This is a genomic window from Actinomadura sp. NPDC048955 (assembly GCF_040649435.1).
GTDB classification, from domain to species: domain Bacteria; phylum Actinomycetota; class Actinomycetes; order Streptosporangiales; family Streptosporangiaceae; genus Spirillospora; species Spirillospora luteofluorescens.
Genome location: NZ_JBEZJI010000054.1, coordinates 23,503 through 38,910, shown reverse-complemented (window position 1 = coordinate 38,910; position 15,408 = coordinate 23,503). Strand labels below are relative to the sequence as shown.

General features: G+C 71.5%; 13 protein-coding genes. 4 read left to right on the top strand and 9 right to left on the bottom strand.

The genetic code is table 11. The features are described 5' to 3' along the window. Positions 1-33: 33 nt before the first annotated feature. The 6 genes from AB0C84_RS35570 to AB0C84_RS35545 all read right to left on the bottom strand — a co-directional run bounded on the left by AB0C84_RS35570 (position 34) and on the right by AB0C84_RS35545 (position 7,047). Positions 34-504, bottom strand: coding sequence for a MarR family transcriptional regulator (locus AB0C84_RS35570; RefSeq protein WP_361074870.1), 471 nt, complete (start codon positions 502-504; stop codon positions 34-36). A gap of 242 nt (positions 505-746) precedes the next feature. Next, positions 747-2,315, bottom strand: a complete 1,569-nt coding sequence (locus AB0C84_RS35565) for an acyl-CoA synthetase (RefSeq protein WP_258942043.1) — start codon at positions 2,313-2,315, stop codon at positions 747-749. Positions 2,316-2,333: 18 nt separating this feature from the next. After that, positions 2,334-3,491 carry a thiolase domain-containing protein gene (locus AB0C84_RS35560; protein ID WP_179846249.1) on the bottom strand — a complete coding sequence of 386 codons (1,158 nt, stop codon included), beginning with the start codon at positions 3,489-3,491 and terminating at the stop codon, positions 2,334-2,336. Then, complete coding sequence (locus AB0C84_RS35555) at positions 3,484-4,524, bottom strand: thiolase domain-containing protein (RefSeq protein ID WP_339155330.1); 1,041 nt, start codon at positions 4,522-4,524, stop codon at positions 3,484-3,486. The genes AB0C84_RS35560 and AB0C84_RS35555 overlap by 8 nt, the downstream gene beginning before the upstream one ends. Further along, positions 4,524-5,498, bottom strand: a complete 975-nt coding sequence (locus tag AB0C84_RS35550) for an OB-fold domain-containing protein (RefSeq protein WP_361074867.1) — start codon at positions 5,496-5,498, stop codon at positions 4,524-4,526. The genes AB0C84_RS35555 and AB0C84_RS35550 overlap by 1 nt, the downstream gene beginning before the upstream one ends. Beyond that, the gene (locus AB0C84_RS35545) at positions 5,488-7,047 is read right to left on the bottom strand and encodes an acyl-CoA synthetase (protein ID WP_258942041.1); all 1,560 of its coding nucleotides are present in this window, start codon (positions 7,045-7,047) and stop codon (positions 5,488-5,490) included. Before AB0C84_RS35545 ends, AB0C84_RS35550 begins: the two co-directional genes overlap by 11 nt. Before the next feature lie 181 nt (positions 7,048-7,228). On the opposite strand from AB0C84_RS35545, the gene AB0C84_RS35540 reads away from it, so the two are divergent. Both AB0C84_RS35540 and AB0C84_RS35535 read left to right on the top strand, forming a co-directional pair. Beyond that, positions 7,229-8,041 (top strand): crotonase/enoyl-CoA hydratase family protein, encoded by an 813-nt coding sequence (locus AB0C84_RS35540; protein WP_361074864.1) that lies wholly within the window; start codon positions 7,229-7,231, stop codon positions 8,039-8,041. Between the two features lie 104 nt (positions 8,042-8,145). Beyond that, positions 8,146-8,544, top strand: a complete 399-nt coding sequence (locus AB0C84_RS35535) for a hypothetical protein (RefSeq protein WP_361074862.1) — start codon at positions 8,146-8,148, stop codon at positions 8,542-8,544. A gap of 82 nt (positions 8,545-8,626) precedes the next feature. Here AB0C84_RS35535 and AB0C84_RS35530 read toward each other — a convergent pair whose 3' ends face one another. The 3 genes from AB0C84_RS35530 to AB0C84_RS35520 all read right to left on the bottom strand — a co-directional run bounded on the left by AB0C84_RS35530 (position 8,627) and on the right by AB0C84_RS35520 (position 12,430). After that, on the bottom strand, positions 8,627-9,742 hold the full coding sequence (locus tag AB0C84_RS35530; protein WP_361074860.1) for a hypothetical protein: 1,116 nt from the start codon (positions 9,740-9,742) through the stop codon (positions 8,627-8,629). 164 nt (positions 9,743-9,906) lie between these two features. Beyond that, the gene (locus tag AB0C84_RS35525; RefSeq protein ID WP_258942038.1) at positions 9,907-11,016 is read right to left on the bottom strand and encodes a nitronate monooxygenase family protein; all 1,110 of its coding nucleotides are present in this window, start codon (positions 11,014-11,016) and stop codon (positions 9,907-9,909) included. Positions 11,017-11,185: 169 nt separating this feature from the next. Next, positions 11,186-12,430 carry a DUF3068 domain-containing protein gene (locus AB0C84_RS35520; RefSeq protein ID WP_361074858.1) on the bottom strand — a complete coding sequence of 415 codons (1,245 nt, stop codon included), beginning with the start codon at positions 12,428-12,430 and terminating at the stop codon, positions 11,186-11,188. A 110-nt stretch (positions 12,431-12,540) separates the two neighbouring features. Between AB0C84_RS35520 and AB0C84_RS35515 the strand changes: the two genes are divergently transcribed. After that, positions 12,541-13,311, top strand: a complete 771-nt coding sequence (locus AB0C84_RS35515) for a methyltransferase domain-containing protein (RefSeq protein ID WP_361074856.1) — start codon at positions 12,541-12,543, stop codon at positions 13,309-13,311. Next, entirely contained in the window at positions 13,308-14,552 is a 1,245-nt protein-coding gene (locus tag AB0C84_RS35510) for an acyltransferase (protein ID WP_361074854.1), read from the top strand. Before AB0C84_RS35515 ends, AB0C84_RS35510 begins: the two co-directional genes overlap by 4 nt. The last annotated feature ends 856 nt before the right edge of the window (positions 14,553-15,408 follow it).

Genomic DNA, 15,408 nt, shown 5'->3' with positions numbered 1-15,408 from the left:
GCGCGAGCGCCACCGCCCGGCTCCCGGGCGCTGTCAGGGGAGGTTGCGGATTTCTTCTATTACGGACGGCATTGTTTCGTTGTTGTGGTGGATCCAGTCGAGGAGGAGGGCGATCTGGTCGTCGGTGTAGGAGGCGAGGCGGTCGCGGAAGGCGCGGCCTATCGGTTCGAAGTAGCGGGCGAACTGGGCGACGTTCTCTTCGACGAGTTCGACGATGACGCGGCGGCGGTCGTCGGGGTCGCGGGTGCGGCGGACGTAGCCGGCGCGCTCCAGGCGGTCGATGACGGCGGTGATGGCGCCGCCGGTCGTGATGCCCATGAGCTGGGCGAGCTGGCCCGGCGTCTGGGGGCCGTCCAGCGTCAGCGCGTTGACGCACTGCGCGTCGGTGACGTTCATGCCCGCCTTGCTCGCGGTGGCATGGTGCAGCAGCACCGTGAACATCGTGCTGCGCTGCATCGCCATCTGCAGCTCGGCCGCCATCCGCTCGCGCTCCGGGGTCGCCACGCCTTGACCTCTCTCCCTTTTGCTCTTAAATAGAGACACTCAACTTAAGAGCGACTCTTTGAGGGAGATTCTATCGACCCGAACCCGGCGGGACCAGGCGGGACGGCGACGGCGTGTGGCGCAGCCGACACCGTTCAATGATCGCACCACTGCCGGGCGGCACCTACCATGGGTTTCGTTAGGACCGCTAACAGCAGGTCCGCTCCTGGCCCCGAATCCCACGAAGGTTCGGGGCCGCCCCCCTATCTGGCCTCCTCCGCCACCTGTTTCGCCCAGCGGTAGTCCGCCTTGCCGGCCGGGGAGCGCTTCATCTCCGCGACGAACGCGTAGACGCGCGGCACCTTGTAGCCCGACAGCTCCTTGCGGCAGTGCTCGTTCAGCTCCTCGAAGGACGGCTCCGCGCCGGACGGCTGGATCACCGCGGCGACGCGGTTGCCCCAGCGCTCGTCCGGGATGCCCGTCACGACCGCGTCGTAGACGGACGGGTGGCCCTTGAGGACGGCCTCGACCTCTTCGGGGAACACCTTCTCGCCGCCGGTGTTGATGGCCTGCGAGCCGCGGCCGTACACGGCGATCGAGCCGTCCTCCTCGACGGTCGCGATGTCGCCCGTGAGCAGCCAGCGCCGACCGTCCACCAGGGGGAACGTCCTGGCCGTCTTCTCCGGGTCGTTGTAGTAGCCCTGCGCGATGTAGCCGGTGCGCGCGACCTGGCCGATCACGCCGGATCCCGGTTTGACCGGCTGGAACGCGTCGTCCAGGACCGTGACGTTCTCCACGTCCGGGGCGAACCGCAGGCCCTTCTCCGGGGTTGAGCCGGCGACGGCCTCGGCCGTCGAGCCCGACTCGGTCGAGCCGAAGCGGTCCAGGATCATCGTGTTCGGCAACAGCTCCTGGATGCGGTCGCGGACCGTCCCGGTGAAGATCGCGCCGGTGGAGACGTAGGCCAGCAGGGACGAGGTGTCGTAGTCCCCGCGCGCCAGCTCCTCGGCCATCGGGATCGCCATGGCGTCCCCGGTGATCGTCAGCGAGTTGACCTTCTCCCGCTCGATCGTCCGCCACACGTCGGCCGCGTCGAACTTGCGCGTGTAGACGAGCGTCGCGCCCATGAACCAGGCGATCCAGGTGGCCATCTGGGCGGCGCCGTGCATCAGGGGCGCGACCGGCATCATCGTCATCGGGCCGCCGCCGCGGGCGTTCTCGACGACGTCCTCCGGCCTGGTCGGCCGGGGGAAGGTGGGGTTCCAGAACGCGAGCAGCATCTGCTCGGTCGACCACATGACGCCCTTCGGCATCCCGGTCGTCCCGCCGGTGTAGATGATGTAGACGTCGTCCTTGGAGCGCGCCGGGAAGTCCCGTGCGCCGGAGGCGTCCTCCAGCGCCGCGTCGTAGGCGACCGCGCCGGGGATGGACGGCTCGCCGCCCACCGCGACGAGGTGCCGCAGCTCGGGCACCTGCGGGACGGTCGCCGCGACGCGGTCCTCGAACTCCACGTCGTACAGCAGCGCGACGCTGTCGGAGTCGCGGTACACGTAGAGCAGCTCGCTCTCCACGTACCGGTAGTTGACGTTGATGGGCACGGCCCGGATCTTCAACGCGGCCAGCAGCGCGGCGGCGTACTCGACGCCGTTGTAGAGCTGGACGGCGACGTGCTGCCCGGGGCCGACGCCCGCGTCCGCCAGATGGTGCGCGAGGCGGTTGGCGTGCTCGTCCAGCTCGGCGTAGGTGAGGCGCCGGTCGCCGCACACCAGCGCGAGACGGTCCCCGATCGCGTCCGCGACGCCCTCGAACAGGTCAGCGTGGTTGAACTCCATCGGACGGGCCTCCGGGAATCAGGGTTTGTCGCTGCCGACGATCCACATGGCGAAGAACTGGGCTCCGCCTCCGTAGGCGTGGCCTAGCGCGCGCCGCGCGCCGTCCACCTGGTGCTCGCCCGCCTGGCCGCGCACCTGCAGCGCCGCCTCGGCGAACCGGATCATCCCGGACGCCCCGATCGGGTTGGACGACAGGACGCCGCCGGACGGGTTCCACGGGATGTCGCCGTCCAGTGCCGTCGCACCCGCCTCGGTGAGCTTCCAGCCCTCGCTCTCGCCGCAGAACCCGAGGTTCTCCAGCCACATCGGCTCGTACCAGGAGAACGGGACGTAGACCTCGGCGCAGTCCAGCTCGCGGCGCGGGTCGGAGATCCCGGCCTGCCGGTAGACGTCCGCCGCCGCGTCCTTGCCGCCCTGCGGGCTCACGGTGTCGCGCCCCGCGAACTGCATCGGCTCCGAGCGCATCGACGTGCCGTGCACCCAGGCGGGCGGGGCCGGGGCCTTCTTCGCCGCGTCCTCCGAGGCCAGCACCATCGCGCACGCGCCGTCCGACGACGGGCACGTCTCCAGGTAGCGGATCGGCTCCCACAGCATCGGCGTCGACTCGACCATCTCGCGGGAGATGCCGGGGATCTTCAGGTGCGCCCACGGGTTCTTCAGCGCGTTCTGCCGGTCCTTGACCGCGACGAGCGTCCCGATGTGGTCGGGGGCGCCCGAGCGGCGCATGTAGGCGCGGATGTGCGGCGCGAAGTAGCCGCCCGCGCCCACGACCAGCGACGTCGTGAACGGCGAGTTCACCGTCAGCGCCCACGTCGCGTTCGACTCCGACTGCTTCTCCCACGCGATCGTGAGGACGCGGTCGTGGACGCCGCCCTGGATGAGGCCCGCCGCGACGATCGCCGTGGAGCCGCCGACCGAACCGGCTGTGTGCACCCGCATGATCGGCTTGCCGGCGGCGCCGAGCGCCTCGGCGAGGAACGTCTCCGGCATCATCACGCCCTCGAACAGGTCGGGGGCCTTGCCGACGACGACCGCGTCGATGTCCTTCCAGGTCAGCTGCGCGTCCTCCAGCGCCCGGCGGGCCGCCTCGCGCAGCAGCCCGGCCATCGAGACGTCCAGCCGCTTGGTCTTGTACGCCGTCTGCCCGACGCCGATGATCGCGCAACGGTTAGCCATGGTTCTCTCCCGACAGGACGCAGACGAGGTTCTGCTGGAGGCAGGGTCCGGACGAGGCGTGCCCCAGCACGCGGGACGCCGACCCGTCGTGGACGCGGGCCGCGGCCTCGCCGATCCGGATGAGCCCGGCGGCCATCATCGGGTTCGCCGACAGCGGCCCGCCGGACGGGTTGACCACCGTGTCCTCGCCCAGGCCGAGCGCCTCCCGCAGGATCAGCTCCTCGTGCGAGTACTGCGCGTGCAGCTCGGCGACCTCGATGCCGGTCGCGCCGGCCTTCTCGCCCGCGACGCGGGCCGAGTCCGAGCGGCTCAGGTCGCGGACCCCGGGCGCGTGCGGCTCGGTGCGGTGGTCGATCCCGGTGATCCACGCGGGGCGCTCGCACAGCTCGCGGGCCCGGTCGCCCGCCGCGAGGACGATCGCCGCGGCGCCGTCGGTGACGGGCGCGACGTCGTAGGGGTGCAGCGGCGCGACGTCGTAGTCGTCGCCCTCGGGGGCGGGCAGGTGCAGCGCGAACGGGTTACCGAGCCCGGCCTCGCGGGACCGCGCGGCGACGGCGCGCAGGTCGTCCTCCTTCGCGCCCGACCGCTCCATGTAGGCGCGGGCCTGGAGCGCGGCCAGCGACACCGCGTCGATGCCGAGCGGCGCCAGGTGGTACGGGTCGAGCTGCTGGGTGAGGACGGCCCGCAGGTTGCCCTGCGACGACTTGCCGAACCCGTATACGAGCGCTGTGTCGATGTCGCCGTGCTGGAGCTTCACCCACGCCTCGTACAGCGCCCACGCCGCGTCCATCTCGACGTGGCTCTCGGAGATCGGCGGCCACGCGCCGATGGCGTCCAGCGCCGACACGAACGCGAACGGGGCGCCGGCGAGGTAGTCGCAGGATCCGGAGCAGGTGAAGCCGAACTGCTTCTGGCCCGTCCGCTCCTTGATCTCGGTGATGACGGGGGCCAGGATCTCGATCTCGGCCATCCCCCGGTCCTCACCGCTGTGCTCGGTCTGCGCGAACGCGACCACGGCCACGGGACGAGGCATCACATGAAGTCCTTGATCTCTTCGAAGGGGACGTCCGGCTCGTCGATGGGCTCGAACCACTTGATGTTGCCCATCGTCCGCTCCCACTCCTCGCGGGGCCGCCACGCCGCCTTCACCCGCATGCCCATCCGGACCTGGTCGGCCGGGATGCCCGCCACGAGCGTCAGCATCGTCAGGCCCGCGCCGTCCAGCAGGACGTAGGCGGACACGAACGGCACCTCGGGCGCGCGCGGGTCGGGGATGTTGTTGACCGCGAAGGTGGTGACGGTGCCGGTGTCGGGCAGCTCCACCTCCTCGGTCGTGGGGACGCCGTCGCGGGGGCACAGCCCCTTCATCGGGACGATGACCGACTCGCACACCGGGCACCGGTGGCCGAGGATGCGGCCTTCGGACATGCCCTCCAGGAAGCGCCGCAGGGCCTGACCGCCCTTGAGCCGGTACTCCAGCCGCGTCGGCGCGTTGATCATGGTGACCTCGGGCTGGAAGCACTCGATGTCGCCGATCCCGCCGGTCCGCTCGGCCCGCCACCGGGGCCGGACGCGCATCCCCGTCCTGAGGAACTTCGGCGGCTTGGCGCCCTCCTCGAAGATGCCGAGGTCGAGGGCGTGCAGGAGGGCGGTGTCGGCGCCGTCCGGACGGATCAGCGCCCAGGCGAACGGGCGGTCCAGCGGATGCTCCTTCGCCGGGTGCGCCACCCACGACCATGTCGTGACCGTCCCGACCGGGCCGACCTCGACGAACTCGTCCGTGACGTCCTCGCCGGTCTGCGGGTCGTACTCCGACGGCGGGACGAGGACCCTGCCGTCCGCCGTCCGGACGCCGACGAGCCGGCCGTCGCGCAGCTCGCTGAAGAAGCGGCCGATCACCGGGCCGACCGAGCGCGTGTAGCCGCCGGGGAACTCCAGGACGTGGTTCGGCTCGGGCGGCCCGTCGCCTGCGGGCGCGTTCTCGACGGGCGCCGTGTCAGATGGCACTGTCGCGGTCCTTCCAGTACGGGTCCCTGAGCTTGCGCTTGAGGAGCTTGCCGTTGGGCTCGCGCGGCATCGCCTCGATGAAGTCGACCGACCTCGGCCACTTCATCTTGGCCAGCCGCCCCTCCAGCGACGCGAGGATCTCCGCCGCGAGCTCCGGGCCGGGCTCGACGCCCTCGGCGGGCTCGACGACGGCCTTGATCTGCTCGCCCCACTCCTCGTCCGGGATGCCGAACACGGCGACGTCCCCGACCTTGGGATGCAGGATGATCTCGTTCTCGATCTCGGCCGGGTAGATGTTCGCGCCGCCCGAAATGATCATGTCGGCCTTGCGGTCGGACAGGAACAGGAACCCGTCCTCGGTCAGGTACCCGATGTCCCCGACGGTGAAGAAGTCCTTCAGGCGGTTCTTCTCCGTCTTCTCCCTGTCGCCCTTGTACTCGAACTCGACGCCGGCCATCTTCATGTAGATCGTGCCGTGCGTCCCGGTCGGGACGGGCTCGCCGTCGTCGTCCACGATCAGCAGCTCGCTGATCGGCCACGCGTTGCCGACGGTTCCGGGGTGGGCGCGCCAGTCGGCCGGGCTGGCGATCGTCCCGCCGCCCTCCGTCGCCGCGTAGTACTCCCAGATGCAGTCGCCCCACCAGTCGAGCATCTGCTGCTTGAGCGGCACCGGGCACGGCGCCGCCGCGTGGATCGCCCACTTCATGCTCGACACGTCGTACCGGGCCCGGACGTCCTCCGGCAGCGACAGCAGCCGCTTGAAGTGCGTCGGCACCATGTGGGTGTTGCTGACGCGGTGCTCCTGGATCAGCCGCAGGGTCTCCTCGGCGTCCCACTTGTCCATGTAGACGAGCGTGTGGCCCATCTGCAGGGCCGTCCCGCCGAACTGGGTGACGGCCGTGTGGTAGTTCGGCGAGGTGACGAGGTGCGCCTGGTGCTCGCCCCCGGCGGGGCGGCCCGGCGGGATGCCGAACATGCCGAGCAGGAACGTCATCAGCTCGGCGCTGTCGTCGGGGTCGAGCCCGGCCAGCGCCCTCCTGACGCCCTTCGGCCGTCCCGTCGTCCCGGACGTGTAGTGCATCGTGGCGCCGTTGCTGCGGTCGTCCGGAAGCGTGTCGGGCTGCCCGTCGACCAGCTCCGCGATCGGCCGGAAGCCCTCGACCTCCCCGAACGCGAACCGCCGGTGGGCCTCGATCTCCTCGCCGGCCCGCGCGCCCTCGGCGGCGTACCGCTCGTGGACGAAGAACGCCTTGGCCTCGCTGTCGGCGACGATGTAGCCGATCTCCGGGCCGGTCAGATGCCAGTTGATCGGCGTGTAGTACCAGCCCGCCTGGAGCGCCGCCAGGTAGAGGACGACCCCGTCCGCGCCGTTCGGGACGAGGCCGCAGATGCCGTCGCCCTTCTCCAGGCCCAGCGCGCGCAGGCCGTGGACGAGCCGGTTCGCGCGTGCCAGCAGGTCGCCCGCGGCGTGGGGCGTCCCGTCCGGATCGACGGCGGCGACCCACTCGGGATCCGCCTGCGCCAGCCGCCAAAAGCCCAATGACCCCATCGGATCTCCCTACGTGAGCACAGAGAGCACAGTGAGCAGAGAAAGCACAGAGCACCGGTGCCCGCTACGGGCGCCCGGCAGAGAAAGTAGATCACGTTCTCGTTTTGCAGTTCAACCCCTACCGGTAGGGCAACGGCTTAACTAGAATCTGTTCTCGTTTGCTATCTGAGCTGGAGGAACCATGACGGAACGGCTGCCGATCAGCACCGAGCACTGCACCGTGGAGCGCGACGGGCACGTCGTCATCGTCACGATGAACCGCCCGGAGGCGCGCAACGCGCTCAGCTCGTCCATGCTGGTGGGCCTCGCCGACGCCTGGACCTACATCTCCGACACCCCCGAGGTCCGCGTCGCCATCCTCACCGGGGCCGAGGGCACGTTCTGCGCAGGTGCCGACCTGAAGGCGATGGGACAGCAGCCGTCCGACCCGCGCGTCCAGGAGCGGATGGCGCAGATCCCGAACTTCCACTGGAAGGGCCTGCTGCGCGAGGGCCAGCCGACCAAGCCGCTCATCTGCGCCATCGAGGGCTACGCCGTGGCCGGCGGCACCGAGCTGCTCGTCGGCACCGACCTGCGCGTGGTCGCCGAGGGCGCCACCCTCGGCCTGTACGAGGCGAAGCGCGGCCTGTTCCCCATGGGCGGCTCCGCGATCCGCCTCCCCCGCCAGATCGGCTACGCCAACGCGATGGACATCCTGCTGACCGCCCGTTCGGTCACCCCGCAGGAGGCCCTCGCGATGGGCCTGATCAACAAGATCGTCCCGGACGGGCAGGCGCTCGCCGCCGCCCGCGAGCTGGCCGACCAGATCGCCGCCTGCGGCCCCCTCGCCGTCCAGGGCATCCTGCGCACCTACCGCGAGACCCAGCACCTGTCCGAGGAGGACGCCCTCAAGATCTCCGACGAGATCGGCTGGCCGGTCATCGGCTCCGAGGACGCCAAGGAGGGCTCGCGCGCCTTCAAGGAGAAGCGCCCGCCCGTCTACCACGGCAAGTGACGTCCAGCCCGGCAGTAATGGGCTGTCCGTAAATAGGGGCCGGGTTTGCGGGCCGCCTCGCGTGGCATCGCCTGGGGCGAAGGCGAGCACGGAAGGACCTGGCCATGGCCCTGCATCTGGGACGCAAGCACGAGACGCCGGAGGAGACGTCCCCCCGTCCGCCCCGGCGGGCGCTCTGGCGGCGGACGGACGACACCGCCGTCCAGCGCAAGCCGCCGCGGTGGCGGCGCACCAGGCCGAACCCCGTCAGCGCGATGATCATGGCGGCGGGCTGGGCGGCGGTCGCGATCCTCGCCCTCGGCATGCTGCTGACGTGGGGCGGCGCGAACCCCGGGAACACCCTGGTGGACGCCACGCTCGACGCGGGACGCTGGCTCGCCACGCCGTTCCACGACGTCTTCACGCGCTCCGACCCCGAGGAGCAGCTCTACATCAACTGGGCCCTCGCCGGCGCCGTCTACTACCTCCTGGCCCGCGCGCTGTCCTGGATGACCCGCTTCTGACCCCGCGTCGACTCGCCCGCGAGTCGAACGCCCCGGCCGGCGCCGCTCGCGCGACGCCTGCCGGGGCGCTTCTACGCGATCGTCACTCGCCGCGCCAGTGCGCCAAGTCGACGGACCCCGTCGTGCCGGTCGTGTGGCCCACCGCCCACACGGTCCGGGTGCCCGGCTGGGCGGCCATGGCGTTGACCGTCGTCTTCATCCCGGTGGGCTGCGTCAGCGTCGCGTCCGTCCAGACACCGGCGGCGGTGCGGTGGCGCACCGTGCCCTTGCCGTCGTAGGCCCAGATGCCCCCGGCACCGTCCGAAGCGACCTTGGTGAAACTGGTGCCTTCGGCGCCGACGGTGCTGGTCCACTTGGAACCGTCCCAGTGGCCGAGCAACGACCGCGTGACCAGCTTGCCCGCCTCATTCCTGAAATAGCCGACGCCCACCGCCCACACGTCGTCGTCCGAAGCGGCGTACACATCGGTCAGCGTCGGTACCACCTCTCCGTTCTCGAGGTTCCCCTCAAGGGCGGGGTACGGCACGGTGGTCCATGCGGTGCCGTTCCAGCGGGCCGTCGCGGGCTGCCCGTCCGTCGACGCACCGACCGCCCACACGCCGTTGGGCGACGAGGCGGCGACCGCGCGCGACCGGATCCCGATGGGGGTGTCCGCCCAGGCCGTGCCGTTCCAGTGCTTGGCGGCGAGAACGCTGACGGCCCACGCGTTGTCGGCGCCCGTGGTGGCGATGCCGCGGGGCTGGAAGGAGAGGGGCGTCTTGAACGTGCGCCATGCGGTGCCGTTCCAGTGCATCACGGCGTGGCCGTCACCGGAGGTGTTCAGCAGGCCCCCCACCCACAGGTTCGACGCGGACGTCGACGCGGCGGCGACGAAGTCGTAGGTGCCGACCGAGGCGGGAAGCGCCACGTTGCTCCAGGTACCGCCGTTCAGCCGCTGGAGTACCGGCTTGCGCACCGTGGAGTTCTGGTTGCCGACGGCCCACAGGGTGCCGTCCGGGGCCGGGGCGAGACCGCTGAGACTGGTGCCGGTGTCCTTCCCGGGGCTGCCCTGCACGAGCGGCCACGTGGTCGCGGCGGCGCCCGCGACGGACGCCGCGCGGTGCTCGCCCGGCCGCGCCGCGGTGATCCCGACGGCGGCGACCGCCCCCAGGGCGAGGGTGGACCCCGCGAACACGGCGAGCCTTCTGCTTCTCTTCACCCGATACCTTCCCCGTTGAATGATCTTGGTGCGGCCACACCGTAACAGCGATCACCGGCGATATCCGGGCTTTAATGATCTTCGTCCGGCCGCCGCGCGGCCGGGAACGCGTGCGGCCCCGGCCGGCGCCGGGAGGATCGGCGCCGGCCGGGGCCTTCGGGCGGTCAGCCTTCGGTGATGGCGTTGAGGCGCTCGATCGCCTCGACGTACTCCTCGATCAGGTCGTAGACGACCTGCGCGGCCGGCCTCACCTGGTTCATCGATCCGACGATCTGGCCCACCGGGAAGGTGACCAGCTCGCCGTCGCCGGACCGCTGGATCCGGGGCAGGGCGTCGGCGATCAGCATGAACTGCATGGGCATCGGGAGGTAGCCCGGCGAGTTCTCGCTCTCCCACGCCTCCGTCCACGCCGTCTTGAGGAAGCGCGCGGGCTTGCCCGTCCAGGCCCGGGACCGGACCGTGTCGCGGGACGTGGCGTTGAGCAGCTTCGGCAGGGCCCGCTCGGGGGTGTCGGCCTCGTCGACCGTCAGCCAGATCGAGCCCGTCCAGACGCCGTCCGCGCCGAGCGCCATGCCGGCGGCCATCTGGCGGCCCCGGCCGATGCCGCCCGCCGCGAGCACGATGGTGTCCTTCCCGACGGCGTCGACGACCTCGGGGATGAGGACCATCGTGGCGACGTCGCCGGTGTGCCCGCCGGCCTCGGTGCCCTGCGCGACGATGATGTCCACGCCGACCTCGACCTGCTTGCGGGCGTGCCGGGCGTTGGACGCCAGCCCCGCGACCTTCACGCCGTGCTCGTGCGCCTGCGCCACGACGTCCGCCGGGGGCGGGCCGAGGGCGTTGGCCAGCAGCGCGATCGGATGCTTGAGCGCGACCTCGACCTGCGGCCGCGCGGTCACGTCCGTCCAGCCGAGCAGCGCCTTGCCGGCCTGCTCGCCGCGCGGCTCCACGCCGTGCTCGGCCAGCAGGTTCTCCAGGAACTCCCGGTGCTGCGCCGGGATCATGCCCTGCAGCTTGCCGAGCAGCTCCTCGGCGTCGCCGACGTCGGCGCCCTCGTACTTGGCGGGCATCACGACGTCCACGCCGTAGGGCTTGCCCCCCACGTGCTCGTCGATCCACTTCAGCTCGAGTTCGAGCTCCTCGGGAGTGAAGTGCAGGGCGCCGAGGACGCCCATGCCGCCGGCGCGGCTCACCGCCGCGACCACGTCGCGGCAATGACTGAACGCGAAGATCGGGTACTCGATGCCGAATAGTTCGGTGACTCGTGTCCGCACAGCCTCGACCCTAGGCGCGGACCCACAAAACTGCAACAGGTTCTAGTTAGGAATCTCATCCCGGAAGCGCGATGGACCTCCATCTAGAACACGTATCAGCGGACGTTTCGAGGGCAGGGCACGGCGCCGCCGGCGCGGAGGCCGGTGGAGCGTGGAAACGCGGTTCGGGTCAGCGGCGCTTCGCCGGGCCGGCGGCCTTGCGCTGCTGGCGCTGGCTGCGGGGCGCCGGGCGGCGGGACTCGGGCGGCCCCGCGGAGGGGACGACGGGCGCGGCGGACTCGGTGGGCACCGCTGACGGCTTGGACGGGCCGGGCGGCCTTGGCGGTCCGGGCGGCTTGGGCGGTCCGGGCGCGGTCATGTCGCCGAACTTGCCGTCGGGGCGGCGCGGGGCCTCCAGGGGCGGGGCCTCCCGGCGGCCCATGCCGAGGTAGCCGCCCACGAACAGCAGGATCAGGCCGAGCAGGACGCCGGTGGCGGGGACGTAGCTGCGCACCATGTCGATCTGCAGGGCGGTGCTGTTCGCCATGTCGACCAGGCCCCGCTGGTCCCGGTCGACGGTGATGAGGTCGGCCTGCGCGACGATCATCGAGCCCCGGCCGTCGGACGTGCGGACGGTGCTGCGGATGTTCTCGCGGTGCTTGACCGGGATGCCCGTTCGCGGGTCGACCCAGACGGTGTTGTAGGCCTCCGTGTACCGGTCGACCTTCTGGTTGCCCGCGTCCGCGGGCAGGCCCAGCATCTTCGCGGGCAGCTTGGCGTCCAGCGAGGCCGTCTTGGTCAGCGGGATCGTCTGGGTGAACCGGTACGTCGTCAGCCCGTGGACCTTCTCGACGGCGTTGAACTGCATCGGCGCCGTCTGCCTGGTCGTCATGTCGTAGAAGGGATAGTCCTTCTTCTGGACGTTCGCGATGGGGAACAGCAGCCCGTATCCGACCATCCGGACACCGTTGTCGCCGTCGACGTTGGCGCCGCAGCAGTTGGTCAGGACGCCCGTCCGACGGTCGAAGGCGATGCGGTAGCCCTGGATCTGGACGGGCTTGTCCGGCTTCGCCTGGTTGTAGATGTTGGTGGTGGAGTCCCAGACGGCGATGTCGTCGTTGCCCTCGTTGGCGCGGACGTCCCCGCGGACGGTGTTCTTGGCCAGCAGGGTGACGCCGGTCTTGAGCTTGACGTCGGCCTCGTCGAAGTACGTCGAGTCCTTCGACTCCAGGTTCGTCACCTGGTAGCGGTTCAGGGGCGCGACGACCACCTGGTCGGCCACGTAGAAACGGACGAGCGGCGCGAGCGTGAGGAAGAACGCGCCAAGGCCGATCAGGACCAGGCCGACCGGTCGCCGCATGAACACCTCCGGGGCTGCCGTCGCGCGCACGGCGGGCGGGGGCCGCGCCGAGCCGCCGGGCCCCGCCTCCAGCATGTCCGGGTCACCCTACCGGACCGCTGTACTGGTCGGTAAGCTCCCCGTTACCTTGCGGGCGCCCGATCGGCGGGAGGGCCGGGCGGGACGACGGAGACGGTGAGGTGGCGATGGCGGCGCCCCCCAGGTGGGACGAAGCGCGTCCGGAGCACGGGCACCGGGCCACGCTGGCGCGGTCGGTCCGGTTGCTGAGCGCGTTCCGGCGCGAGCAGAGCGAACCGGAGTACTTCTACGAGCTGATGGCGCGCGACACCGTCGCGCAGCTCGGCTCGTACACCGACCTCGCGGGGGCGACCGTAATCGACGTGGGAACCGGTTCCGGGTTCTTCGCCCGCGCACTGACGTCGGCGGGAGCGCGCTGCACCGGCATCGACCACGACCTCTCCGAACTGACCGCGCACGGCGTCGACGTACCCAACACCCTCGTCGGGAGCGCGCTGGCCCTCCCCTTCCAGACGGGGTCCGTCGACGTGTGCTTCTCGTCGAACGTCCTGGAACACGTCCCCGAACCCTGGCGCATGGCCGACGAGATGGTCAGGGTGACCAGGCCGGGCGGGACGGTCTTCCTGTCGTTCACCAACTGGCTGTCCCCATGGGGCGGCCACGAGACGTCCCCCTGGCACTACCTCGGCGGCGACCGGGCCGCGCGCCGGTACGAGCGCCGAAACGGTTTCCCACCGAAGAACCGCTTCGGACTCGGCCTGCATCCGGTCTCGGTGTCGTCGGCGCTCAGATGGGCCCGCGCAAACGACCAGGTGACCGTCCTCGACGCCCTCCCCCGCTACCACCCCCGCTGGGCCGAGTCCATCGTCCGCGTCCCAGGCCTACGCGAGATAGCCACCTGGAACCTCGTCCTAGTCCTCAAAAAGCACGGATCGTGAGGCCTGCCGTGCAGGGGGGACGGGACGCGGTGCCGCCCGTGTCGGGGCACCAGGACACCCTGGACGGTCTTCGGGCAGTGGCGGCACTCGTCGTGCTGGTCTTCCACGTCGCGAGCGCGGCCGGTTCGATCACCAACCCGAACGGTGCGCGGTGGCTGTTCAACGGTGGTCAGGTGGGCGTGCCGATCTTCTTCGCGCTGTCCGGGCTGCTGCTCTACCGCCCGTGGGCGGCGGCCGTCCTGGAAGGACGGGCCGCTCCGCGGACGGCCGAATATCTGCGCAGGCGCGTGTTCCGCATCCTGCCCGCGTACTGGGCCGTGGTCGTCGTCTTCATGCTCACGGCCGGGCGCGACCACATCGGCGACCCGCTGACCTGGGGTTCGCTGCTCACCCTGACGCAGACCTACCTGCCCGGCCCGTGGTGGAACGGCGACCTCGGGCCCGCGCAGCTCGGGCAGATGTGGAGCCTCGTCGTCGAGGCCGGCTGGTACGTGCTGCTCCCGTTCACCGCGGCCGCCCTCTCCTGGTACGCGCGCCGGACGCGCAGCGGCGACCCCGGCGTGCGCGCCAGGCGGCTCCTCGTCGGGATCGGCGTGTACGCGGCGCTGTCGCTGCCGTGGACCGTCCTGATGTTCGTCCCGGAGCGGCACACCGGGATGGGGGTCTGGCTTCCGCGGTACTTCGCCTGGTTCGCGATCGGGATGGCGCTCGCGGTGGTGACGGTGTGGGCGCGGCTGGACGAGCGCCGTCCCGTGGCCGCGGTGTGCCGCGGCGTGTCGGACTCGTGGGCGGCGTGCTGGGTCGCGGCGGCGATGCTGTACGTGGTGGCGGCGACCCCTGCCGCCGGGCCGCTCAGCCTCCAGACACCGGACGCGTTCTGGACGTCCCTGCTGCACGTGGTCGTCTTCGGGCTGTGCGCGGCGGCGCTCGTGGCGCCGGTCGCGCTGGCTCCGGCCGATCATCCGGCGCTCGGCGCGATCCTGGGGAATCCGGTGATGCGGTTCCTCGGCCGGATCTCCTACGGCGTGTTCCTGTGGCAGCTCCTGATCATCATCGCCTGGTACGACGCGACCGGCCGCGGCTTCCGTGGGAACGTCGTGACGGATCTGCCGCTGATGGCTGCGGCGACCATCGCAGCGGGGGCCCTGACCCACTATCTGGTGGAGTGGCCGGTCCAGCGGCTGACCCGGCGCCGGGCTCCGTCCCGTCCGGCGGACCCTGCCCGGGCGCCGTCCAGCTGAGCGAGATCGGGCCGCCGGAACCGCCACCGGGCGGCTTCGGCCGCCACAGCTCGACCGCGAGCCGCCCGACGATCACGAGGCCGAGCAGCTGCGGGACGATGTCGCCGAGCGGGCCGGACGGGGCCGCCGGGTTGTCGAGCAGGTCGAGCCGGACCCCGGCGGCGAGGCAGCCCGCCCCGGCGAGCATGGCGAGCGCGACGGGCCACGGCGAGGCGAGGGCGCGCGGTACGGCGGAGCGGCGGGTGCGGGCCCAGCCGCAGGCGGCGGCGACCGCGGCCGTGACGGCGAGGCCGGGCAGCCCGGCGATCCAGCCGCCGAGCGCGGCGGCCAGGCCGATCGCCGCCCACGCGGGCCAGCCCGTCCCGGCGACGAGCGCGCGGGGCTCCGGGCGGCGCCGGCCGCGGCGCCCGGACGGCCAGACGGCGACCAGCAGCAGGACGAGCAGCAGGCTGAGGCCCGCGACCACGGCGGTCCGCTGCGCCCGGTCGGGGGTGTAGGCCAGCTCGACGACGCCGCGGGTCCCCTTCGGGACGACCCAGCCCTGCTTCCAGCCGTCCAGGCGGACGGCCCGGAGCTCGGTGCCGCCGACGGTCGCGCGCCACCCGGCGTTGAAGTTCTCGTTCACCGTGAGGAAGGAGGCGGTGGCGGCGTCGACCTCCACCCTGCGCTTGCCGGTCCCCCAGCTGAGCACCTTGACCTGCTGCGGTGGCCGGGCCTCCGCCGCGCCAGGCTTCGCACCGACCGTGACGGTGTCGAGACGGTAGGGGTCGAACGGCACGGACGCCAGCCGGTTCCGGCCCGCCTGGAGCGCGGCCGGCGTGCACGAACTGAACCGCAGCGGCCGGCCCGCGAGCAG